Annotated in this window: 21 protein-coding genes, 2 pseudogenes and 1 riboswitch; of the genes and pseudogenes, 13 read left to right on the top strand and 10 right to left on the bottom strand. The window is 72.7% G+C overall.

Annotated features, from left to right (window positions below):
* From DEP02_RS32205 to DEP02_RS32185, 5 genes and pseudogenes are all read right to left on the bottom strand, one after another.
* Positions 1 to 405 (bottom strand): annotated as a pseudogene (locus tag DEP02_RS32205) (hypothetical protein); the annotation flags it as partial.
* Positions 406 to 410: 5 nt separating this feature from the next.
* Positions 411 to 1295: an AAA family ATPase gene (locus DEP02_RS32200; protein WP_112471209.1), complete on the bottom strand. Its 885-nt coding sequence runs from the start codon at positions 1293 to 1295 to the stop codon at positions 411 to 413.
* A 6-nt stretch (positions 1296 to 1301) separates the two neighbouring features.
* The gene (locus DEP02_RS32195) at positions 1302 to 2156 is read right to left on the bottom strand and encodes an FAD binding domain-containing protein (RefSeq protein ID WP_112471208.1); all 855 of its coding nucleotides are present in this window, start codon (positions 2154 to 2156) and stop codon (positions 1302 to 1304) included.
* Positions 2153 to 4540 carry a xanthine dehydrogenase family protein molybdopterin-binding subunit gene (locus tag DEP02_RS32190; RefSeq protein ID WP_112471207.1) on the bottom strand — a complete coding sequence of 796 codons (2388 nt, stop codon included), beginning with the start codon at positions 4538 to 4540 and terminating at the stop codon, positions 2153 to 2155. The genes DEP02_RS32195 and DEP02_RS32190 overlap by 4 nt, the downstream gene beginning before the upstream one ends.
* Complete coding sequence (locus DEP02_RS32185; RefSeq protein WP_112471206.1) at positions 4537 to 5052, bottom strand: (2Fe-2S)-binding protein; 516 nt, start codon at positions 5050 to 5052, stop codon at positions 4537 to 4539. The genes DEP02_RS32190 and DEP02_RS32185 overlap by 4 nt, the downstream gene beginning before the upstream one ends.
* Positions 5053 to 5221: 169 nt before the next feature.
* Between DEP02_RS32185 and DEP02_RS32180 the strand changes: the two genes are divergently transcribed.
* Positions 5222 to 5383, top strand: coding sequence for a hypothetical protein (locus DEP02_RS32180; protein WP_198668695.1), 162 nt, complete (start codon positions 5222 to 5224; stop codon positions 5381 to 5383).
* A gap of 16 nt (positions 5384 to 5399) precedes the next feature.
* Here the strand turns inward: DEP02_RS32180 and DEP02_RS32175 are convergent, their stop codons facing one another.
* Entirely contained in the window at positions 5400 to 6656 is a 1257-nt protein-coding gene (locus tag DEP02_RS32175) for a YncE family protein (RefSeq protein ID WP_112471204.1), read from the bottom strand.
* A gap of 146 nt (positions 6657 to 6802) precedes the next feature.
* Between DEP02_RS32175 and DEP02_RS32170 the strand changes: the two genes are divergently transcribed.
* Positions 6803 to 7465, top strand: a complete 663-nt coding sequence (locus DEP02_RS32170) for a TetR/AcrR family transcriptional regulator (protein WP_112471203.1) — start codon at positions 6803 to 6805, stop codon at positions 7463 to 7465.
* Positions 7466 to 7852: 387 nt separating this feature from the next.
* Here DEP02_RS32170 and DEP02_RS32160 read toward each other — a convergent pair whose 3' ends face one another.
* Positions 7853 to 8701, bottom strand: coding sequence for a bifunctional 5,10-methylenetetrahydrofolate dehydrogenase/5,10-methenyltetrahydrofolate cyclohydrolase (locus tag DEP02_RS32160; RefSeq protein ID WP_112471201.1), 849 nt, complete (start codon positions 8699 to 8701; stop codon positions 7853 to 7855).
* A gap of 19 nt (positions 8702 to 8720) precedes the next feature.
* Positions 8721 to 8806: riboswitch (ZMP/ZTP riboswitch) on the bottom strand.
* 224 nt (positions 8807 to 9030) lie between these two features.
* The gene (locus tag DEP02_RS32155) at positions 9031 to 9396 is read right to left on the bottom strand and encodes a nuclear transport factor 2 family protein (protein WP_112471200.1); all 366 of its coding nucleotides are present in this window, start codon (positions 9394 to 9396) and stop codon (positions 9031 to 9033) included.
* A 186-nt stretch (positions 9397 to 9582) separates the two neighbouring features.
* Between DEP02_RS32155 and DEP02_RS32150 the strand changes: the two genes are divergently transcribed.
* The 7 genes from DEP02_RS32150 (at position 9583) to DEP02_RS32120 (ending at position 15196) form a co-directional block, all read left to right on the top strand.
* Positions 9583 to 10668 carry an S-(hydroxymethyl)mycothiol dehydrogenase gene (locus DEP02_RS32150; RefSeq protein ID WP_112471199.1) on the top strand — a complete coding sequence of 362 codons (1086 nt, stop codon included), beginning with the start codon at positions 9583 to 9585 and terminating at the stop codon, positions 10666 to 10668.
* The gene (locus DEP02_RS32145) at positions 10668 to 11297 is read left to right on the top strand and encodes an MBL fold metallo-hydrolase (protein WP_112471198.1); all 630 of its coding nucleotides are present in this window, start codon (positions 10668 to 10670) and stop codon (positions 11295 to 11297) included. Before DEP02_RS32150 ends, DEP02_RS32145 begins: the two co-directional genes overlap by 1 nt.
* A gap of 111 nt (positions 11298 to 11408) precedes the next feature.
* A complete protein-coding gene (locus DEP02_RS32140) occupies positions 11409 to 12323 on the top strand; it encodes an SDR family oxidoreductase (protein ID WP_112471197.1) in 915 nt (304 codons plus the stop codon).
* Between the two features lie 50 nt (positions 12324 to 12373).
* Positions 12374 to 13162 (top strand): SDR family NAD(P)-dependent oxidoreductase, encoded by a 789-nt coding sequence (locus DEP02_RS32135; protein ID WP_112471196.1) that lies wholly within the window; start codon positions 12374 to 12376, stop codon positions 13160 to 13162.
* 126 nt (positions 13163 to 13288) lie between these two features.
* Positions 13289 to 13984, top strand: a complete 696-nt coding sequence (locus DEP02_RS32130; protein ID WP_112471195.1) for a L,D-transpeptidase family protein — start codon at positions 13289 to 13291, stop codon at positions 13982 to 13984.
* A 141-nt stretch (positions 13985 to 14125) separates the two neighbouring features.
* Positions 14126 to 14311, top strand: coding sequence for a hypothetical protein (locus DEP02_RS32125; protein WP_112471194.1), 186 nt, complete (start codon positions 14126 to 14128; stop codon positions 14309 to 14311).
* Positions 14312 to 14374: 63 nt separating this feature from the next.
* Positions 14375 to 15196 carry an EamA family transporter gene (locus tag DEP02_RS32120; RefSeq protein WP_112471193.1) on the top strand — a complete coding sequence of 274 codons (822 nt, stop codon included), beginning with the start codon at positions 14375 to 14377 and terminating at the stop codon, positions 15194 to 15196.
* A 26-nt stretch (positions 15197 to 15222) separates the two neighbouring features.
* Here DEP02_RS32120 and DEP02_RS32115 read toward each other — a convergent pair whose 3' ends face one another.
* A complete protein-coding gene (locus tag DEP02_RS32115) occupies positions 15223 to 16602 on the bottom strand; it encodes a S1 family peptidase (RefSeq protein ID WP_112471192.1) in 1380 nt (459 codons plus the stop codon).
* A 176-nt stretch (positions 16603 to 16778) separates the two neighbouring features.
* Between DEP02_RS32115 and DEP02_RS32110 the strand changes: the two genes are divergently transcribed.
* Both DEP02_RS32110 and DEP02_RS32105 read left to right on the top strand, forming a co-directional pair.
* On the top strand, positions 16779 to 17159 hold the full coding sequence (locus DEP02_RS32110) for a PPOX class F420-dependent oxidoreductase (protein WP_112471191.1): 381 nt from the start codon (positions 16779 to 16781) through the stop codon (positions 17157 to 17159).
* 111 nt (positions 17160 to 17270) lie between these two features.
* Entirely contained in the window at positions 17271 to 18545 is a 1275-nt protein-coding gene (locus DEP02_RS32105; protein ID WP_112471190.1) for a glycosyltransferase 87 family protein, read from the top strand.
* Positions 18546 to 18552: 7 nt separating this feature from the next.
* On the opposite strand, the gene DEP02_RS32100 is transcribed toward DEP02_RS32105, so the two are convergent.
* Positions 18553 to 18966, bottom strand: a complete 414-nt coding sequence (locus DEP02_RS32100; protein WP_112471210.1) for a Zn-ribbon domain-containing OB-fold protein — start codon at positions 18964 to 18966, stop codon at positions 18553 to 18555.
* A 360-nt stretch (positions 18967 to 19326) separates the two neighbouring features.
* On the opposite strand from DEP02_RS32100, the gene DEP02_RS32095 reads away from it, so the two are divergent.
* Both DEP02_RS32095 and DEP02_RS35190 read left to right on the top strand, forming a co-directional pair.
* Positions 19327 to 20175 (top strand): ATP-grasp domain-containing protein, encoded by an 849-nt coding sequence (locus DEP02_RS32095; protein WP_112471189.1) that lies wholly within the window; start codon positions 19327 to 19329, stop codon positions 20173 to 20175.
* Positions 20176 to 20258: 83 nt separating this feature from the next.
* A pseudogene (locus DEP02_RS35190) lies at positions 20259 to 20554 on the top strand (hypothetical protein); the annotation flags it as partial.

The raw sequence follows: 20554 nt of genomic DNA, 5'->3' as shown, positions 1-20554 counted from the left end.
CGGCCCGGCGGGCGCGTCCCGCACGACCAGCCGCAGCCGCGGCGGCGGAGTGGCGGCCCGCGCCGCCCGGGCGGGGGTCTCGTCCGCACCGAAGTAGGCGGCGAACACCCGCTCGTACCGCTCCAGGTCGTCCCGGTCCCCGCACAGCGTCAGCCGGCCGGCCCAGTACACATCCGCCCGCATCCCGGCCCGCAGCACACCCACCGCCCGCAGGAAGGCATGCACCCGCTCGGCGCTCACCGCGACCCCGGCCGCCCGCAACGCCCGCGCGAACCCGAGCAGCACGGCGTCGGCGCCGGGCGGCCCGTCCGGCTCGGGGGCCGGGCTCTCGCAACGGCCACCGCCCGCTTCAGTCCCTCTGCGCCGCTCTTGCCGCTCTTCTCGTTCCGCTTGTTCTTCCACCACGCCGATCACGCTCCCCGCCGTGCGAGGACCGCCGCGAAGTCCAGGCCGCGGGCGCGGTCCGTGTCCTCGCGGTACTTCAGGACCGAGCCGAGCGTGGCCACCGCCAGTTCCGCGTCGACCTCGGTGGCGCCGAGGGCGTCCAGGGCACGGGCCCAGTCCAGGGTTTCGGCGACGCCCGGGGGCTTGAGCAGGTCCTCGGCGCGCAGGGCCTGCACCAGCGCCGTGACCTGCTCGGCCAGCCGGGCCGACACCTCGGGCAACCGGCGGCGGACGATGGCGAGTTCACGGGCGAAGCCGGGGTGGTCGAACCAGTGGTACAGACACCGCCGTTTCAACGCGTCGTGCACCTCGCGGGTCCGGTTCGACGTCAGGACGACCACCGGCGGCACCTCGGCCCGCAGCGTGCCCAGTTCGGGGATCGTCACCTGGAACTCCGACAGCACCTCCAGCAGGAACGCCTCGAACTCGTCGTCGGCCCGGTCGATCTCGTCCACCAGCAGCACCGACGGCTGGGTCTGCAGCGCCCGCAGCAGCGGCCGGGCGACCAGGAACCGCCGGTCGTACAGCTCGCGCTCCAGCCGGTCGGCGTCCCTGACCCCGGCCGCCTCGGCGGCCCGCAGATGCAGCAGCTGGCGCGGGAAGTCCCAGTCGTACAGCGCCTGGGAGGCGTCGATGCCCTCGTGGCACTGCAACCGGATCAGCGGGGCGTCGAGCGCCTCGGCGAGGGCGGCGGCGAGCGCCGTCTTGCCGACGCCCGCGTCGCCCTCGCAGAAGACCGGCCGGTGCAGCCTGAGCGCCAGGAAGCAGGCGACGGCCAGCCCGTCGTCGACGAGGTAGCCGGTCTCCTCCAGGCGGGCCCGCACCTGCTCGGGGCTGTCGATGGGGCTGATCGGCGCTCACCCCATCCCGGCGGCGGCCAGGACCGCCCGCTTGGTGAGCACCCGCGCCAGGTGCGCCCGGTACTCGGGCGAGGCCGAAGCGTCCCGCGACGGCCGTGTGCCCTCCGCCGCCTCCTGCGCCGCCCGCGCCACCGCCTCGGCGTCCCCGGCACCGGCCAGTGCCTCCTCCGAGGCGGAGGCCCGCAGCGGGGTGGCGCCCATGTTGGTCAACCCGATCCGCGCCTCGGCGAGGTGCCCGTCGTCGCGCCGCACCAGCGCGGCCACGCCGACCATCGCCCAGGACTGGGCCACTCGGTGGAACTTCTCGTAGCGGAAGCCCCAGCCCTCCCGCTTCGGCACCCGCACCTCCACCAGGAGCTCGTCGGGCGCCAGCGCGGTCTGCAGGTAGTCCGCGAAGAAGTCGCGCGCCGGGATCGTACGCCGCCCGCCCGGACCCACGGCCACCAGCTCGGCGTCCAGCGCCAGCACCACCGCCGGCAGGTCCCCGGCCGGGTCGGCGTGCGCGAGCGAGCCGCCGAGGGTGCCCCGGTGCCGTACGGCCGGATCGGCGACCGTCTCCGTGGCCTGGGCGAGCAGGCCCGCGTGCCGCCGCACCAGCGGGTCGTGGACCACGTCGTGGTGCGTGGTCAGGGCCCCGATGGCGAGCATGTCGCCGTCCTCGCGGACCCCGCGCAGCTCGGGGATCCGCCCGACGTCGACGACCAGTTCCGGAAAGGCCAGGCGCAGCCGGAGCAGCGGCAGCAGGCTCTGCCCGCCCGCCAGCACCTTCGCCTCCTCGCCCGCGTCGGCGAGCGTGCGCACCGCCTCGTCCACGCTGGTGGGCCGGGCGTAGTCGAATGCGGGGGGAATCATGCCGAGGCCTCCTTCTTCTGCCCTGCCTGTGCCGACCGGACGGCCTCCCACACCCGTTCCGGTGTGCACGGCATCCGCACGTCGTGCACGCCCAGCGGCCGCAGCGCGTCCACGACCGCGTTGACGACGGCCGGCGTCGAGGCGATCGTGCCCGCCTCGCCGACGCCCTTGACGCCGAGCGGGTTGGAGGCGGCGGGCGTCTCGGTCCGGTCGGTGACGAACTCGGGCAGGTCCGCCGCCGACGGCACCAGGTAGTCGGCCATCGTGCCGGAGACCAGGTTGCCCTCCGCGTCGTACACCGCCTCCTCGTACAGGGCCTGCGCGATGCCCTGGGCGAGGCCGCCGTGCACCTGCCCCTCGACGATCATCGGGTTGATCACCCGGCCCACGTCGTCCACACAGACGTAGGACCGGATCCGGGTCTGCCCGGTCTCGGTGTCGACCTCGACCGCGCACAGGTGGGTGCCGTGCGGGTAGGAGAAGTTCTCCGGGTCGTTCAGGTGTTCGGCATTGAGGGTGGGCTCCATGCCGTCGGGCACGTCGTGCGAGGTGAACGTCTCGAAGGCGACCTCCTGGATGGTCCTGCGCGCCTCCGGCGAGCCCTTCACCGAGAACACGCCGCCCTTGAACTCCAGGTCGTCCTCGCTGGCCTCCAGCAGGTGCGCCGCCACCTTCCGCGCCTTCTCCACCACCTTCTCGGCGGCCCGGTGCACGGCCGACCCGCCCACGACCAGCGAGCGCGAGCCGTAGGTGTCCATGCCCTGCGGGGCCGCCTGGGTGTCGCCGTGCAGCACCTCGATGTCCTCGAACGGCACGCCCAGCACGTCCGAGGCGATCTGGCTCCAGGAGGTCACGTGCCCCTGCCCGTGCGGGCTGGTGCCGGTGACCACCTCGACCTTGCCGGTGGGCAGCATCCGGATGCTCGCCGCCTCCCAGCCGCCGGCCGAGTACCTCAGGTCCCGCAGCACCCGGCTCGGGGCGAGCCCGCACATCTCCGTGTACGTCGACACGCCGATGCCGAGCCGTACGGCGTCCCCGCGCTCGTCGCGCTCGCGCTGCTCGGCGCGCAGGTCGTCGTAGCCGAACAGGGCGAGGGCCTTGTCGGTCGCCGCCTCGTAGTTGCCGCTGTCGTAGGTCAGGCCCGCGATCGTGGTGTACGGGAACTCCTCGTGCCGGATCCAGTTGCGGCGCCGCACCTCCACCGGGTCCAGGCCCACCTCGGCGGCCAGCTCGTCCATGGCCCGCTCGATGGCGTACGTCGCCTCCGGGCGCCCGGCGCCGCGGTAGGCGTCGGTCGGGGTGCGGGTGGTGAACACACCGGTGCAGTTGAACTCGTAGGCGTCCATCTTGTAGATCGCCGGGTACATGAACGCGCCCAGGATCGGGATGCCCGGAGTGACCAGCATCAGATAGGCGCCCATGTCGGCGAGCAGGTCGACCTTGAGGCCGAGCAGCCTTCCCTCGCGGGTCGCGGCGAGTTCGATGTCCTGGATCATGCCGCGGCCGTGGTGGGTGGCCAGATAGCCCTCGGAGCGGGACTCGGTCCACTTCACCGGCCGTCCCAGCTTCCGCGCGACCGCCAGCGCGACGGCCTCCTCGCCGTACACCTGGAGCTTGGAGCCGAAGCCGCCGCCCACGTCGGGGGCGATCACCCGCAGCTTGTGCTCGGGGACGCCGGTGACCACCGACAGCATGATCCGCAGGATGTGCGGGATCTGCGTCGTCGAGTACATCGTGTACTCGCCGGAGGCGGCGAGCGGGGCAACCGCGACCGCGCGCGGCTCCATGGCGTTGGGGATGAGCCGCTGCTGCAGGTAGCGGCGCCTGACCACCACGTCGGCGCGCTGCCTGACCGACTCGTAGTCCTCGCCGGTCCTCAGCGGCCACACGTAGGCGCGGTTGGTGCCCTTGTCGGCGTGGACCAGCGGGGCGCCCTCGGCGAGCGCCTCCTCCAGGTCCAGGACCGGGGGCAGCGGCTCGTAGTCGACCTCGATCGCCTCCAGCGCGTCGGCGGCGGCGTACCGGTCGCGGGCCACCACGACCGCCACCGGGTCACCGGCGTGGCGCACCTCGTCCAGGGCGAGCGGCGGGTGGTCCGGCAGGACCATGTCCTCGGTGACGGGCCAGGCGCAGGGCAGCGAGCCGAGCCCGTCGGCGAGGTCGCGGCCGGTGAACGCGGCGATGACGCCGGGGCGTTCCAGGGCGGGGGAGACGTCGAGGCGCTCGATGCGGGCGTGCGCCATGGGGCTGCGCAGGAAGGCCAGGTGCAGCAGCCCGGTGACGCTGATGTTGTCGGTCCAGTTGCTCTGGCCGGTGATCAGCCGTGCGTCCTCCTTGCGGAGCCGGGCCCGGCCGACCTCGGGTTCGACGGCCTGGTCGGTCATGCCGTCACCTCCTGCGCACTCTGCCCCTGCGCGCTCTGCCGCTCGGAAGCGCTCGTCTCCTCGGCGACGGCGAGCACCGCGCGGACGATGTTCTGGTATCCGGTGCACCGGCACAGGTTGCCCTCGAGCGCCTTGCGCACCTCGTCGGAGCTGGGACGGGGGTTCTCGCGCAGCAGATCGCGCGCGGCCATGATCATTCCGGGGGTGCAGTAGCCGCACTGCAGCGCGTGCCGCTCGTGGAAGGCGCGCTGCAGCGGCGTCCATTCGCCGTCCCGGGCCAGCCCCTGCACGGTGGTCACCTCGCACCCGTCCGCCTGGACGGCCAGCACCGTGCAGCTCTTGACGCTCGCGCCGTCCAGCTCGACCGTGCAGGCCCCGCAGTTCGAGGTGTCGCAGCCGATCGGGGTGCCGGTCAGGCCGAGGCGGTCGCGCAGGTAGTGGACCAGCAGAAGACGGGGCTCCACGTCGTCCTCGTAGGCCGTGCCGTCCACCGTGACCGAGATGTGGGTCATGTGCCCTCCAAGACCGTATGGACGTGAGTGAGGGAAATCAGCGACCAGCGTGGTGTACGTCACTCTATGACCACGTCCCGGAGGCGGCGAGTGCTGCGGCACGCTTCGTCGACCGTTGATCCGCTGCCGCCGCCCGTCCGGCTCTGCCGCACCGCACGCACCCACGCTCGTGCCGACCGAGGCGCTGCGCCGGGCGGGCACCCGGGTGCACGAGCCGATGCACCGCTTCCGCGTCGAGGCGCCCGTGGACACGCTCGGCGCCCTGCTGCCGGTGCCGGCCGGGCTGAGCGCCGTACCGCGGACGACCCTCACCCGCCGGGTGGGCGGGTGAGGTGAGGGGCGGGCCGTCAGCTCGCCGACGGTCCCGTCCAGCCGGCCGGTACATGACCCAGGCGGACCCGCTGCGGATGGTCGCCGACCGGGACCGACGTCACCTTCCGTCCGGTGGCGAAGTCGATGGCCGTGACCTGGTCGGCACCGCTCTCGGAGACGACACAGCTCCTGCCGTCGCCGCTGACCGTGGCCCAGTAGGGCTTGGCGGCGGTGACCAGCGGGCCCTCCCGCAGGCTCGCGCGGTCGACGACGGTGGCGTAGTCGTCCATGGTGCCGGCCACGCACAGTCTGGTGCCCTCGGGGTTCATCGACAGGCCGTGGTGGCGCGAGTCGTTGACCCAGGTGGTGCGGTCCTCGCCGGTCGCCGGGTTCTTCGGCAGCGTCTTGACCCGGGTGAGGGTGTCGGAGGCGACGTCGTACTCCAGGAAGCCGTTGAAGAACGACACCTGGAAGTACAGCGTGGACTCGTCGGGGGAGAAGACCGCGGGCCGTACCGCGTCGGAGAAGTCCTTCAGGCCGATCGCGTCCAGACGCGGGCGCATGTCGATGGTCCGGACCCGCTTGTACGTCGTCGCGTCCGCGACGGTGATGCGCCGGTCGCCCTTGGTCCAGTCCCAGAACGGGTCGTCCAGCGCGGTGTTGACGTCCCCGATGGACATGTTCCAGATGTACTTGCCGTCCTTGGTGAAGACGTTCTCGTGCGGCTTGTCGCCGGTGGCGAACGAGCCGAGCTGCTTTCCGGTGCCGATGTCCAGGACGTGCACGGTGTTCGCGGTGGAGGCGGAGACCGCGACCCGGGTGCCGTCGGGGGAGACGGCCATGTGGTCGGCGCGGTAACCGGCCACCGGGAAGCGCCAGTTGATGCCCCCACTGGCCAGGTCTATCGACACGACGTCGGCGAAGCTGGGCCGGGAGACCACCACCGACTTTCCGTCCGGGGTGGAGTACATGTCGTCGGTGAACTGGTCGTGGCCCTCGCCGACGCTGTTGCGGATCGCCTGGAAGTAGATCCACTTGATGGGGTCGGCGTTGATCTCCGCCATCCGCCGGTCCTTGTCGGGGATGACGTTCACACGGCCGATTTTCGCGAAGTCGCCGGTGGACTCGATGACATCGGCGGTGCCGTCCCAGTTGTTGCCGACGAACATGACCTCCCGCAGCCCGGCCGGAGCCTGCGGCGCCGCGGTGGCGGCGGTGGTGGCGGGGGCTGCGACGGTCAGGGCGAGGGCGGCGGCCACGGAGCAAAGGTGCCTGGTTCTGACAGCAGGCATGACTGCTCTCTTCTCTGTGAGGGGGAGCCGGGAATCTGAACACCACTGCTTTCACAGTCAACTTACTGAAAAGTAAGGAGGGGGTTGCCTGCTCCACAAGACCGCGTACACGACAAAATTGGAGCGGACGCACCAGGGAGGGGATCGTGGCGGGCAGGCTGAGGGCGCCGACCGGCCGCTACGGCGGCAAGTCCGCCGCCGAGCGACAGGCCGAGCGACGCCGCCGGTTCCTGGAAGCGGCGCTGCGACTGTTCGGCGACACCCCCGGCTACCGCGCGACGACCGTCGCCGGGCTCAGCGAGGCCGCCGGACTGTCGACCCGGCAGTTCTACGAGGAGTTCCGCACCCTCGAGGACGTCCTGGCCGCCCTCCACCTCCACGTCAACGACGGGGCCGAACAGGCCGTCCTGGACGCCCTCGCCGAGGCCGGGCACCTGCCGCTCGCCGAACGCGTCACCGCCCTCTTCCACGCCTACGCCGCCAACGTCACCGCGGACCCGCGCCGGATCCGCATCACCTTCGTCGAGATCATCGGCGTCAGCCCGCGCCTGGAGGAGCAGCGCCTTCAGCGCCGGTCCCGCTGGGTCGACCTCATCTGCGCCGAGGCCCGGGCCGCCGCCGAGCGCGGTGAGGCGGCGAGGCGCGACTACCGAATCGCCGCGACGGCCTTCATCGGCAGCGTCAACGGTCTCCTGCACGACTGGAGCGCCGGCTGGGTGGAGGCGACCCTGGACGAGGTGGTCGACGAACTGGTCCGCCAGCTGCTGGCCATTCTGCGGCCACCGGGCTGGACGGAGGCCGGCTCCTGACCGGCGAGCCGGCCGACCGCGTTCAGCACCGGTACGATCCCCGTCCTCCTCGCGGATCAGGGCGCCCGGGGCCCGGGCCCGCTCCCGGTGGACGGAATCCCGGACGGCCCGGACGGCCCGGACGAGGGCCGCGGCGAGGTCGTCCGTGGTGAGTCCCCTCAGCGGGACGGCGTACGGCGCCCCCTCCGCCGCCGGCGAGGAACTCGGCGCGAGCGTCCACCGGCAGCGGAGGGAAACCCGGGCCCGCGCCCGCGCCCGAGTCCGCGACCAGCGGCTCGGAACACCCGTGCGTGACCAGGGCGACCTCGTGCCCGGCACGGACAGGCCATGCCGGAGTACGGCGTCAAGGCCGGGCATCTCACGGGGCACAGCGCCCGGACGCGCTGATCACACCCCGAGCTGCCGGGCGGCGGCGCGCACGGTCTGCTCCAGCAGCGTGGCGATCGTCATCGGGCCGACCCCGCCCGGCACCGGAGTGATCAGCGAGGCCCGCTCCACGGCGGAGTCGAAGTCGACGTCGCCGACGTTGCCCGGGTTGTAGCCGGCGTCGATCACGACGGCGCCCGGCTTGACGTCCCGGCCGCGGATCAGCCGCGGCCGGCCCACGGCGGCGACGACGACGTCCGCCTCACGGACCACGGACGACAGGTCGGCGGTGCGCGAGTGGCAGTACGTCACCGTCGCGTCCCGCGCGAGCAGCAGCATGCCCACCGGCTTGCCGAGGATCGCGCTGCGGCCGACCACGACGGCACGCCTGCCGCCGAGTTCGACGCCGTACTCGTCGAGCAGCCGCAGGATGCCGCCGGGCGTGCAGGAGACGAACCCCGGCAGCCCGAAGCTCATCGTCGCGAACGAGGCGAAGGTGACTCCGTCGACGTCCTTCCCGGGCGCGATCGCCTCGAACGCGGCCCGCTCGTCGATGTGGTCGCCGACCGGGTGCTGGAGCAGGATGCCGTGCACGGCGGGGTCCTCCGACAGGGACCTCAGCGTGCCCACCAGCTCCTCGGTGGTGGTCCCGGCGGGCAACGCGACCCGGCGGGAGTCGATACCGGCCTTGCGGCAGCGGTTCTGCTTCATCCGCACATAGGTGACGGAGGCGGGGTCCTCACCGACCAGCACCGTCGCGAGGCAGGGCACCGTACCCGTGCGCTCGGTCAGTGCGGCGGCCTGCTCGGCGGTCTCCTCCACGACACGGCGGGCGAGCACGGTGCCGTCCATCAGACGGGCCTGGGACATGATCCCTCCTGGGCGTTCGACGGATCGCCCGGGCGCGCGGCTCAAGACTCTGCGTGGACCGCTCCCCGGTGGTGCTCCACCTCAGCGCCAGTCACGGCCCCGCCTCAGCCTGGCCGAACGGGCCCGCCGCGGTCGGCGTACACCCGGCGTGACACGGTGCGGGCGGGGCCGCGCGGCCCGCAGGACCGACCGGAGGAGAGCGGCGGACGCCAGCCGGGACGCCGCCCGTGACTTCCGGAACCCGGCCGAGCGGGACCCGCCCAGGCCCGCACGGGCGGAGAAGGACCAGGTCACCCGGGAGCTGACCTGGAACCTCGCGGCCTTTCTCCCTACTCGTCCCATGCCTGGAGCATGATCTGATCGGCGATCTTGCCGTCGCGCAGCGAGACCATGGACTCGGCGAGTACGCGCACGCCGTCCGAGTACTCGCAGGACTCGATGTAGGCGGCGTGGTCGCCCTGTACGACGCACTGCTCCAGCTTGTGCGTCATGTCGCGGCTGTAGATGTCGTCCAGCATCGAGCCGATCTCGTCGCGCCCGTGCAGGACCTTGGGGTGACTGGGCTGGGTGTTGCGGTCCACGATGCGGATCTCCGCGTCGTCCGCGTACAGCGACAGCAACGCGGACGCCGTGTCCGCTTCGATGCCGCGGCGCAGCGTACCGGCGTCGAAGGCGGGGCCTGCCGGGCTACCCATGGGCTACCTCCTACGAGAGCCGCGACCCGGGAGGAGCGGGCCGCGACGGACCTCACCCTTCGAGCCTCCTCCACCGCCGCTGGCTGGGCAAACGCAGCGCGGGCGCCGCGCCCGACGGTGCTTTACCGATCAATCACGCGTAGGGTCGGAGGGGACGGACACTGTTCGACGGAAGGGAACAGCACCATGGCGCAGGAAGTGCGCGGCGTGATCGCGCCCGGGAAGAACGAACCCGTGCGGGTCGAGACGATCGTCGTGCCGGACCCGGGGCCGGGCGAGGCCGTCGTACGGATCCAGGCCTGCGGCGTCTGCCACACCGACCTGCACTACAAGCAGGGCGGCATCAACGACGAGTTCCCGTTCCTGCTCGGTCACGAGGCCGCGGGTGTGGTGGAGTCGGTCGGCGAGGGCGTCACCGATGTCGCGCCCGGCGACTTCGTGATCCTGAACTGGCGGGCCGTGTGCGGCAAGTGCCGCGCCTGTGAGCGCGGACGGCCCTGGTACTGCTTCGACACCCACAACGCGCGGCAGAAGATGACGCTCACCGACGGCACGGAACTCTCCCCGGCCCTCGGCATCGGCGCCTTCGCCGAGAAGACCCTGGTGGCGGCCGGCCAGTGCACCAAGGTCGACCCGTCCGTCTCCCCGGCGGTGGCCGGCCTGCTGGGCTGCGGCGTGATGGCCGGCATCGGCGCGGCGATCAACACCGGGAACGTCGGCCGCGGCGACTCGGTCGCCGTCATCGGCTGCGGCGGCGTCGGCGACGCGGCGGTCGCCGGGGCGTACCTGGCGGGCGCGGCGAAGGTCATCGCCGTCGACGTCGACGACCGCAAGCTGGAGACCGCCCGCACCATGGGCGCCACGCACACGGTCAACTCCAAGGAGACCGACCCGGTCGAGGCGATCCGCGAACTGACCGGCGGCTTCGGCGCCGACGTCGTCATCGAGGCGGTGGGCCGCCCGGAGACCTACAAGCAGGCCTTCTACGCCCGCGACCTGGCCGGCACGGTCGTCCTGGTGGGCGTACCGACCCCGGAGATGAAGCTGGAACTGCCGCTGCTGGACGTCTTCGGGCGCGGCGGGGCGCTGAAGTCGAGCTGGTACGGCGACTGCCTGCCCTCCCGGGACTTCCCGATGCTCATCGACCTGCATCTGCAAGGACGCCTGCCACTGGACAAGTTCGTCACCGAGACCATCCAACTGGACGAGGTGGAGAAGGCGTTCGACCGGATGCACCGCGGCGACGTGCTGCGCTCGGTGGTGGTGCTGTGATGACCGCCCGCATCGAACACCTCGTCACCTCCGGTCAGTTCACCCTCGACGGCGGCACCTGGGACGTCGACAACAACGTCTGGATCGTCGGCGACGACCACGAGGTGATCGTCATCGACGCCGCCCACGACGCTCAGGCCATCGCCGAGGCCGTGGGCGACCGCCGGCTGACCGCGATTGTGTGCACCCACGCCCACAACGACCACGTCAACGCGGCCCCCGCCCTCGCCGACCTCACCGGTGCGGCGATCTGGCTGCACCGCGACGACCTGCCGCTGTGGAAGATGACCCACCCGAACCGCGACCCCGACGAGCATCTGGTCGACGGCCAGGTGATCGAGGCCGCGGGCGCCGACCTGACGGTCCTGCACACCCCCGGCCACGCCCCGGGCGCGGTCTGCCTGTACGACCCCGGGCTCGGCGCCGTCTTCACCGGCGACACCCTCTTCCAGGGCGGTCCGGGCGCCACCGGGCGCTCGTACTCCCACTTTCCGACGATCATCGACTCGATCCGCGACCGCCTGCTGACGCTGCCGCCCGAGACGAAGGTCCTCACCGGCCACGGCGACTCCACCACCATCGGCGCCGAGGCCCCGCACCTTCAGGAGTGGATCGCCCGCGGGCACTGAAGCGTGCCCGGCGTGAGGAAGCGCTGACAAAAGACGACAGAAGATGTCCGGCTTCCCCGGCATCCTCGATGACGGCAATCGCATCGACGGAAGACGCCGGGGAGGCCGGACATGTCGGGTCCACTGCAAGGCAAGGTCGCGCTGGTCGCGGGAGCGACGCGGGGAGCGGGGCGGGGAATCGCGGTGGAACTCGGTGCGGCCGGCGCCACCGTGTACGTCACCGGACGCACCACCCGCGCCCGCCGCTCGGAGTGCGATCGCCCCGAGACCATCGAGGACACCGCCGACCTGGTGACCGAGGCCGGCGGCCACGGCATCGCCGTACCCACCGACCACCTGGAGCCGGAGCAGGTACGCGCCCTGGTGGACCGCATCGCCCGCGAACAGGACCGGCTCGACGTCCTCGTCAACGACATCTGGGGCGCGGAGCACCTCTTCGAGTGGGACACCCCGGTGTGGGAGCACGACCTCGACAAGGGGTTGCGGCTGCTCCGCCTCGCGGTGGAGACCCACGCGATCACCAGCCACCACGCCCTGCCCCTGCTGCTGCGCCGCCCCGGCGGCCTGGCGGTGGAGATGACCGACGGCACCGCCGACTACAACCGGGACACCTACCGCGTCAACTTCTTCTACGACCTCGCCAAGGCGTCCGTCCTGCGCATGGCCTTCGCCCTCGCCCACGAACTCGGCCCGCGCGGCGCCACCGCCCTTGCCCTGACGCCCGGCTGGATGCGCTCGGAACTGATGCTCGACCACTTCGGGGTGACCGAGGACACCTGGCGCGACGCCCTGAAGCAGGTCCCCCACTTCGCCATCTCCGAGAGCCCCCGCTACGTGGGCCGCGCCGTCGCCGCCCTGGCCGCCGACCCGGACGTGGCCCGCTGGAACGGACAGTCCCTCTCCAGCGGCGCCCTCGCCCGGGTCTACGGCCACACCGACCTGGACGGCAGCCGCCCCGACGCCTGGCGCTACCTCGTCGAAGTCCAGGACGCGGGCAAACCGGCGGACACGACCGGCTACCGGTGACCGCACACGCCCTCTGTTCGTGTGATCGTCCGCCGCAGTAGGTTCGGCGCATGACGGACAGCAGGCGGTTCGACGGGCACGGGGCTCTCATCACGGGAGCGGGGCGGGGCATCGGCGCGGCCACCGCGCGGAGGCTGGCCGAGGAGGGGGCCGGGGTGCTGGTCACCGACGTGGACGGGGAAGCGGCGGAGCGCACCGCGGCGGCGTTGCGCGAGCGCGGCCTCACGGCGCGGGCGCACACGCTGGACGTCGCGGACCGCGAGTCGGCGGAGGCGGCCGTGGAGCACGCCGTCCGCGCCTTCGGCTCACTCGACGTCCTGGTCAACAGCGCGGCCCACTGCTCGCCCGACCCCCCGCGGTTCGAGGACGGCCCGGACGAGGTGTGGGCCCGCGACCTCGACGTCACCCTGACCGGCGCCTACCGCTGCTGCCGCGCCGCGCTGCCCCATCTGGCGGCGGGCGGCCGGGGCGCGGTCGTCAGCATCGGCTCGGTCAACGGCGCCCAGGACTTCGGCAGCCACGCCTACAGCGCCGCCAAGGCGGGCCTGGCGTCCCTCACCCGCACCCTCGCCGGACACGCCGCGGCCCGCGGCGTCCGCGTCAACCTCGTCATGCCGGGCACGGTGCGCACCTCGGCCTGGGAGGGCAGGGACGCCGAACTCGACCGGGTCCGCGCCCTGTACCCCCTGGGCCGGGTCGGCGAGCCGGAGGACGTCGCCGCCGCCGTGGCCTTCCTCGCCTCCCGCGACGCGGCCTGGATCACCGGCACCACCCTGACCGTCGACGGCGGCCTCACCGCGGTCAACACCGGCTTCCGCGAGGCCCTTCGGAGCACCTGAACCCACCCGCCGGGCGGTCCGAATGTCACCGTTCCGTCTCGTCGTGAGGTGCTTTGCAACCACTGCCCCCCGTCAAGGGTCTAGGTGTCGAGAAGCGCAGGAACGCATCGAGGGGGATGGGTTGTCATGAGGGATCCGGGCAGAAGGGGAGCGGTCGCACTGGGCGTCACGGGCCTGGTGGTTCCGCTCGCACTCGCGGTCGGTGCCGCACCGGCGCAGGCGGCGAGTTGTACGACGAAGGCCGGGCCGTACCAGAAGAAGGTGGAGAAGTTCCTCGGCCGGCCGGTCGACGGGCGGCAGTCGGCCGCGGACTGCAAGGCGATACGGGCCTTCCAGACCAAGCACGGCATCACACCGAACATCGGCTACGCGGGTCCCGTCACCTGGGGTGTGATGGACCTCATGAACAAGCAGAAGGCCGTGGGCAAGAAGCCCAACAAAGCCGGCAAGTGCCCGGTCAACAAGGGCCGGATAGCCTGCGTGAACCTCACGCTCCAGCTCAGCTGGATCCAGGACGGCAGCCGGTTGGTCCACGGGCCCGTGCCGGTGCGCACCGGACGCAAGGGGTACAAGACCCGCACCGGCCTGAAGAAGATCTACTGGCGGAACATCGACCACGTCTCGACCCTCTACAACGTGCCCATGCCGTACAGCCAGTTCTTCGACGGCGGCCAGGCCTTCCACTCGGCCGACCTGAGCATGTGGAACCCGCCCGGCTCGCGCGGCTGCGTCAACATGAGGCCGAAGGACGCCAAGAAGTACTGGTCGCTGCTGAAGAAGGGCGACGACGTGTACGTGTACGGCCGCAAGCCGGGCACCTGAGCGCGGGCCGATGCCGGTGTCCGGTGGCGGTTGAATCGCGAACTACCGACGGGCTCCTGCCGAATTGGCGTGATGAGCAACACGGTCCGATATGCCCGTATCGCTCGTACTTATTCACAGCGCCTTCACCTCGGACGGCATATGCTTCACGGCATGTCCACCACTGTTGAACCCGTTTCCGAGCGATCGGCCGCGGAGGTCAACGAGGAGATCCGGGCCCTGTGGCTCCGGTCGGGCGGGACACTGACCGGCGAGCAGCGCGAGGAGTACCAGCGCCTCGTGCAGGAGTGGGCCACAGCCGCCCACCCCCCGCTCAGGGCCGCCTGAGCGCCTCTCCTCCACGGCCCCCACCGCGGCATCGGACCATCCTCCCAGGGCACCCACGAACGAATGGGTGCCCTTCTCGCACTGTCCTCCGCCCTCTGCTACGGCCTCGTTGACTTCACCGGCGGCATGCTGTCCCGCCGCGTGCACTTAGCCGCCGTCACCCTCCTCGGCCAGCTCGGCGGGCTGCTGCTCGCCGTCGCGGCGGCCCTACTCGTCCCGGCCCACTCCCTGTCGCCGGCCGATCTGTGCTGGGGCGGCCTGTCCGGCGTCGGCAGCGGCGCCGCCATGCTTCTGCTCAACCGCGGGCTGAGCCGCGGCGCCATGAGCGTGGTGGTGCCCGTGAGCGCCGTCACCTCCGTCGCCCTGTCCGTGGTGTGCGGGGTCCTGGTGCTCGGCGACCGGCCCGCCCTCCTGGCCTGGACGGGCATCGCCACCGCGGTGCCCGCGCTCTGGCTGGTCTCCGGCGGGGGGCCGGGTGCTCCCCGCGGCCGGGGTGCGGCGGACGGCCTGCTGGCGAGCGCGGGTGTCGCCGTGCAGTACCTCGCGCTCGCGCAGGCCGGGCCGTCGAGCGGGCTGTGGCCCGTGGCGGCGGGCCGCCTCGCCGCGGTCGCCGTCCTGCTGCCGGCCGGTGTACGGCGCCCGCGCGTACCGCCGGTCCGCGGGGCGCGGGCGCTCCTCATCGGCGTGGGCGCTGCCCTCGCCCTGATCCTGTACCTGCTGGCGACCCGCCTGCAGGTGCTCGCGGTCGCCGTCGTCCTGGCCTCGCTGTACCCGGTCCTTCCCGTGGCCATGGGACTCGTCGTGCTGCACGAACGGGTCACCCGGCGGCAGGTGGCCGGCCTGCTCGGTGCGGCGGTGGCCACCGTGCTGCTGACGCTGGGCTGACCGCCGCACGGGGAGACCGGCCCCGGTCAGCCCCAGGTCGCCGAGTAGTGCCGCTGGTAGGCCTTGCGGTCCTGTTCCGCGCGGATCCAGCGGGTGGCGACCAGGGCGATCAGGCTGCCGGCGACGACCAGGAGCCCGGGGCCCACGTTCCTGGGGTCGGAGAGGCGGGAGAGCAGGGTGGTGCCGTCGGTGCTGCCGGTGACCGGGGCGGAGGAGCCGGGAGAGGCGGCGCCGGGGGCGATGGCGCTGTGGGTGGCCGAGGCGGAGGGGGTGCCGGAAGGACTCCCGGCGCCCTGCTGCGGGGGCGCCACGATCAGCTTCACGTCGAGCGCGGTCAGCGCCTTGGTGACCGGCTGGAAGAACGTCGTACCGCCCGTCGTGCAGTCGCCGCTGCCGCCCGAGGTCACCCCCAGGGCGATGCCCTCGGAGAACAGCGGGCCGCCGCTGTCGCCCGACTCGGCGCACACCGTGGTCTGGATCAGGCCGGTGACGGTGCCCTCGGGGTAGTTCACGGTCGCGTTCAGGCCGGTCACCTCACCGTCGCGCAGCCCGGTCGTGCTGCCGCTGCGGAACACCCGCTGCCCCACGGCGGGATCGGCCGCCCCCGTGATCCGTACGCCGTTGCCGCCGCCGATCGCCACGATGTCGGCGTCCCGGCCGGCGCTGCCGGAGGCGTACTGGACCAGCGAGAAGTCGCCGCCCGGGAAGGACGCCTCGACGGTCTCGCCGAGCTGCCGGCTGCCCTGGTCGTCGGCGAACCAGATGGACCCGGTGGGCCCGCAGTGCCCGGCGGTGAGGATGAAGTCGCTCTGCCCGTCGGTCACGTTGAAGCCGGCCGAGCACCGCCCGCCGGTCGACAGAATGGGCTGCGCCCCGTTGAGGCGGGTGGTGAAGGCGCCCTTGGCGCGCTGCATGTGCACGAAGCCGCCGATGCCGTCGGCGACCTCGGTCATCCGGGCCCAGTCGGCTTCGGAGACGGTGCTGTCGGCCTGGACGGTCACCCGGTTGGTGCGGTAGTCCATCACCCAGGCCGTGCCCGGCACACGCGGCGCGGCGCGCAGGCTCGCGGTGGCCGCCTGCAGCTCGTTCATGCTGTGCCGTACGACCTTCGCCTCGGCGCCCGCCCGCCGCACCTCGGCCGCCGCCTCCTCGTCGGTCACGGCGACGACCGGCCGCCCGTCGGCGCCGATCCAGCTGCCCGCCGTACGCGAGGCCCCGAGCCGCGCCACCAGGTCGGCGCCCGTGCCGCCAGCGGCCGGCTGCACCGTGCCGCGTACGGCGACGGGGGCGCCGGGAGTCTCACCGGCCATCGCCGCCTGCGTGACCATCGCTCCTCCCAGGAGGAGTCCCGCGACGGCCGTCAGCCGTGTCACTCGCCGGACGACCCGTCGTCGTACGTGCCTCATGCGTGGCTCCTGAACCCCGGACACACGGTCTCAACACCGCGGGGCCCTCCGGTCGTTGAGCGCCCTTCCTCCATACGTGGCGCGGCGTGGCCCTGTTCAGCACGCGGACGATCTTCTTCGGGCGTGCCCGTACAGCGGCCCGGCGGGGCGGAGCACCCGCGCATAGACTGCCGCGCATGGACGACACCCTGGTGGAGCGGCTCGGGGCCGGGAAGTATCTGCTGGTCACCAGCTACCGCAGGAGCGGCACGCCGGTCGCCACCCCGGTGTGGTTGGTGCGCGACGGCGACGCGCTCGGTGTGTGGACGGCCGCCGACTCCTGGAAGGTCAAGCGGATCCGCAACCGCGCCGACGTCCTCGTCGGCCCCTGCGACCTGCGCGGCAAGCCGACCGGCGAGCAGGTGGCGGCGACGGCGGAGATCTGCGACCCGGCCACCACCGCCCGCTACCGCGCTCTCATCGCCCGCAAGTACGGCGTGCTCGGCCGCCTCACCCTGCTGGGCAGCCGGCTGCGCCGCGGGGTGGACGGCACCGTCGGAATCCGGGTGACTCTCTGACCCGTGCGGCGGGGAAAACGCCCGTACAGCGGGTGACCGGTGTGGCATCGGCCGGCCGGGGCGTTCGCCGGGCTAGTCTGCGGGCGCTGCCGACACGACGGGGCTGGTGCGGTGAAGGGGATCTGGGCCACGGGCCGGAGAGCCGGACAGTGGCTCACCGGCCATGCCGGCTGGTGTCTGGCCGTCTCGGTGGCCGTGCACGTCCTCGCCGTCGCCACCCACCCGACGCACCCGCTGGACCTGAGCGTCTACCGCGAGGCCGCACCGCACGTGCTGTCCGGGGGCCTGTACGACTACGCGCTGCGGACCACCCCGCCCATTCCCCGGCTGCCGTTCACCTACCCGCCCTTCGCCGCACTGCTGTTCCTGCCGCTGTCCCGCCTTCCGTGGGCGGTGCTGGTCGCGCTCTGGCAGACGCTCTCCGTGGCGGCGCTGCTCGTCGTCGCCGTGAGCGTGGTGCGGCTGCTGGGTCCGGGCCCCGGTGCCGTCCGGGTACGGGAGCGCGCCCTGCTCTGGGCCGCCGCCGGGCTGTGGCTGGAGCCCGTGCGGCACACCCTCGACCAGGGGCAGGTCAACCTGCTGCTGGGCGCCGTCGTCCTTTGGGGCCTGGCCGTGCCGCGCGCGGCGGTGGGCCGGGGCGCGGGCGTGGGACTGGCGGCGTCGGTGAAGCTGACTCCGGCCGTCGGCGGACTGTACCTGCTGGCGACCCGGCAGTGGCGGGCGGCGGCGTGGGCCGTCGCGACCGCCGCCGCGGCGGCGGCCCTGGCCTGGTGTGTCGCCCCGCGCGAGTCGGCACGCTACTGGTCGGTGCTCGTCACGGACACCCGGCGCGTCGGCCCGGTCTGGTCGGTGCGCAACCAGTCCCTGCGCGGGGCGCTCAGCAGACTGCTCGGCCAGGACACCGCCGCCCTGCTGGCCTACGGGGTGGCGCTCGCCCTGGTGACGGTGGCGGCGGCCTGGGCCGTGCGCGCGGCGGTACGGCGGCACGACCTGCTCGGCGCCCTCGTGGCCGTGGAGCTGTACGGGCTGCTGGTGTCCCCCGTCTCCTGGAGCCACCACTGGATCTGGTGCCTGCCCGCCATGATCTGGCTGGCCCACGGCCCCCTCGGACAGTGCCTGCTCAGCAGGGTCACGCTCGCCGTGTGGGCGCTCGTGACGGTCACCCGGGTGGTGCCGTCCCTGATCCGTGCCGAGGACCACCAGGTGCACCCCGGTGCCTATCCGGCGTCGCTCGCCTGGCCCGGCTGCGTCTACGCCGTGTGCGCGGTGCTGACGCTGGCCGCGGTCGCCCGGGGGACCTCGGGGCACGAGGGACCGGCCGTCGCCTCCGGCGCCGTACCGGAGCGGAGCCGGCGGGGGGAGCCCTCGGGCGTCAGCCGTGGTTGACGGTTCGTCAGGTCCAGGCGCGGTACGGCTCGTCGATCAGCTGGAAGACGGGCTCGCCGCGCACCGGGTCCTTCGCCGTGGACAGCCGGACCCGGTCGCCGCCGTGGATGCCGATGGGCGGGCCCATGACCCGGCCGCGCACGACGAAGCCCTCGCTCATCTCGATCAGCGACACGTTCCGCGCGGCGGGGGTGTTGCGGTGCACCACCGTGGAGTGGCGGACCGTGCCGACGCCCGCGCTGCGCTCGGTGCGCAGTTCGCTGCCCCGGCAGACCGGGCACAGCAGCCGGTGGTACACGGCGGTGCCGCACCAGGTGCAGCGCTGGAAGTACAGGGCCTCCGCATCGCGGGACCCGGGCTCGAGGAGGCAGGTCGCGGAGCCGACCGCCGGACGAACGGCGTTTCCTGAGTGGTGGTACACGTTGGTCAACTCCCTGCGCTCGGCCGGAAATCGCGCGTGCGCGGCGCACCCGTGCACGCATGTGCGCGGGTGGTCCGTGCCACCGCGCGCGGCCTCAGAGTATGGCACTCAGTGCCATTCGTAAAGGTGTCCGATGGTCCTGAATTGCCGTCAGTTCCAGGAGGTTGGTTTCCGCGTCGGTGGCGGAGGGGGAGCCGAGGGGTGGGTGCGCGGCGCCCGGAAGGGACATGGCTGGCACTCAGTGCCGACCATGGTGGGCGTCACGTGCGGCAGGAGTAACGGACCACCCGCCGAAGTAACCTTTCTGCACCTTCACCGCCCCTCCGCCCCGCCCGCCGTTCACCAGCCCCAGGAGCCCCCATGCCCTCCGCACGCCCCCGTCTCCTCTACGTCACCGACCTGGCGTACCCGGCGCGCGGGCGCCGCTACTGCGACGAGGACATCCGTCTGACCTCCCGTCTGCGCGAGGACTTCGACCTGGCCCTGTGCCACCCGAGGGACGCGGCCGCGCTGATGGACGCCTTCGAGGCCGTCGTCGTCCGCAACAGCGGGCCCGTCCTGGAGTACCGGGACGCCTACGACGACTTCAGGGCCCGGGCCCTGGCCCGCGCGATGCCGGTCTACAACCCGCTCACCGGCCGGGCGGACATGGCCGGCAAGCAGTACCTCCTCGACCTGACCACCGCCGGACACCCTGTCATCCCCACCGTCGACCGCCCCGAGGACCTCGACCGCCTGCCCGCGGCCGGCCGGTACGTGGTCAAGCCCAAGCTGGGCGCCGACTCCATAGGGCTGCGCACCGTCACCGCCGACGAGCTGCCCGGCCTCACCGACGGCACCGTCCTGATCCAGCCGCACATCGACTTCTCCTACGAGGTCTCGTTCTACTTCGTCGACCACGACTTCCAGTACGCCCTGTACGCCCCGGACCCGGCCCGGCGCTGGGAGCTGCGACCGTACGAACCCACCCGCGAGGACCTGGAGTTCGCCCGGCGCTTCATCGACTGGAACGACCTCGGTCACGGCATCCAGCGCGTCGACGCCTGCCGGGCCCCCGGCGGGGAGCTGCTGCTGGTCGAGCTGGAGGACCTCAACCCCTACCTGTCCCTGGACGCCCTCGACGACACCCGGAGGGACGCCTTCGTCGCCGCGCTGAAGTCCTCCCTGCGCCGCTTTCTCGCCACCACCGGCCGGACCTCCGCCGGCTGAGAGCCCTGAACCGGCGGCGCGGCAGGCACGTATCACTCCTCGGGATGGGGATGGGCCCGTGCGCACGGAGGAAGGAGTGCCAAGTGTCGACACCCCCGGGACGCGGAGAGCCGTACGGCAGGCCGCCCCTGGAGTCGGTCCGGGTCGTACGGCCCAGACGCACCGACGCCCTGGCGGAGCTCATCAGGGAGTTCAAGGAGGCGCAGGAGTCGCAGCGCGACGCCGGCGGCCACCAGGGTGCGGTGCCGTCGGAGCCGGCCGCTCCGCCCACCGGAGCCGTGGAGGACGCGACCGAGGAACTGCCGCCCGTGCCGCCCCCGGGGCCCGCGCCGCGGCGGGCGCCGGAGCAGGTTCTCGCCGGGGCGGGCCGCGGGCTGCG

The sequence above is a fragment of the Streptomyces triticisoli genome (assembly GCF_003270085.1).
Lineage (GTDB): Bacteria > Actinomycetota > Actinomycetes > Streptomycetales > Streptomycetaceae > Streptomyces > Streptomyces triticisoli.
This window is presented reverse-complemented; position numbering and strand designations above follow the sequence as displayed.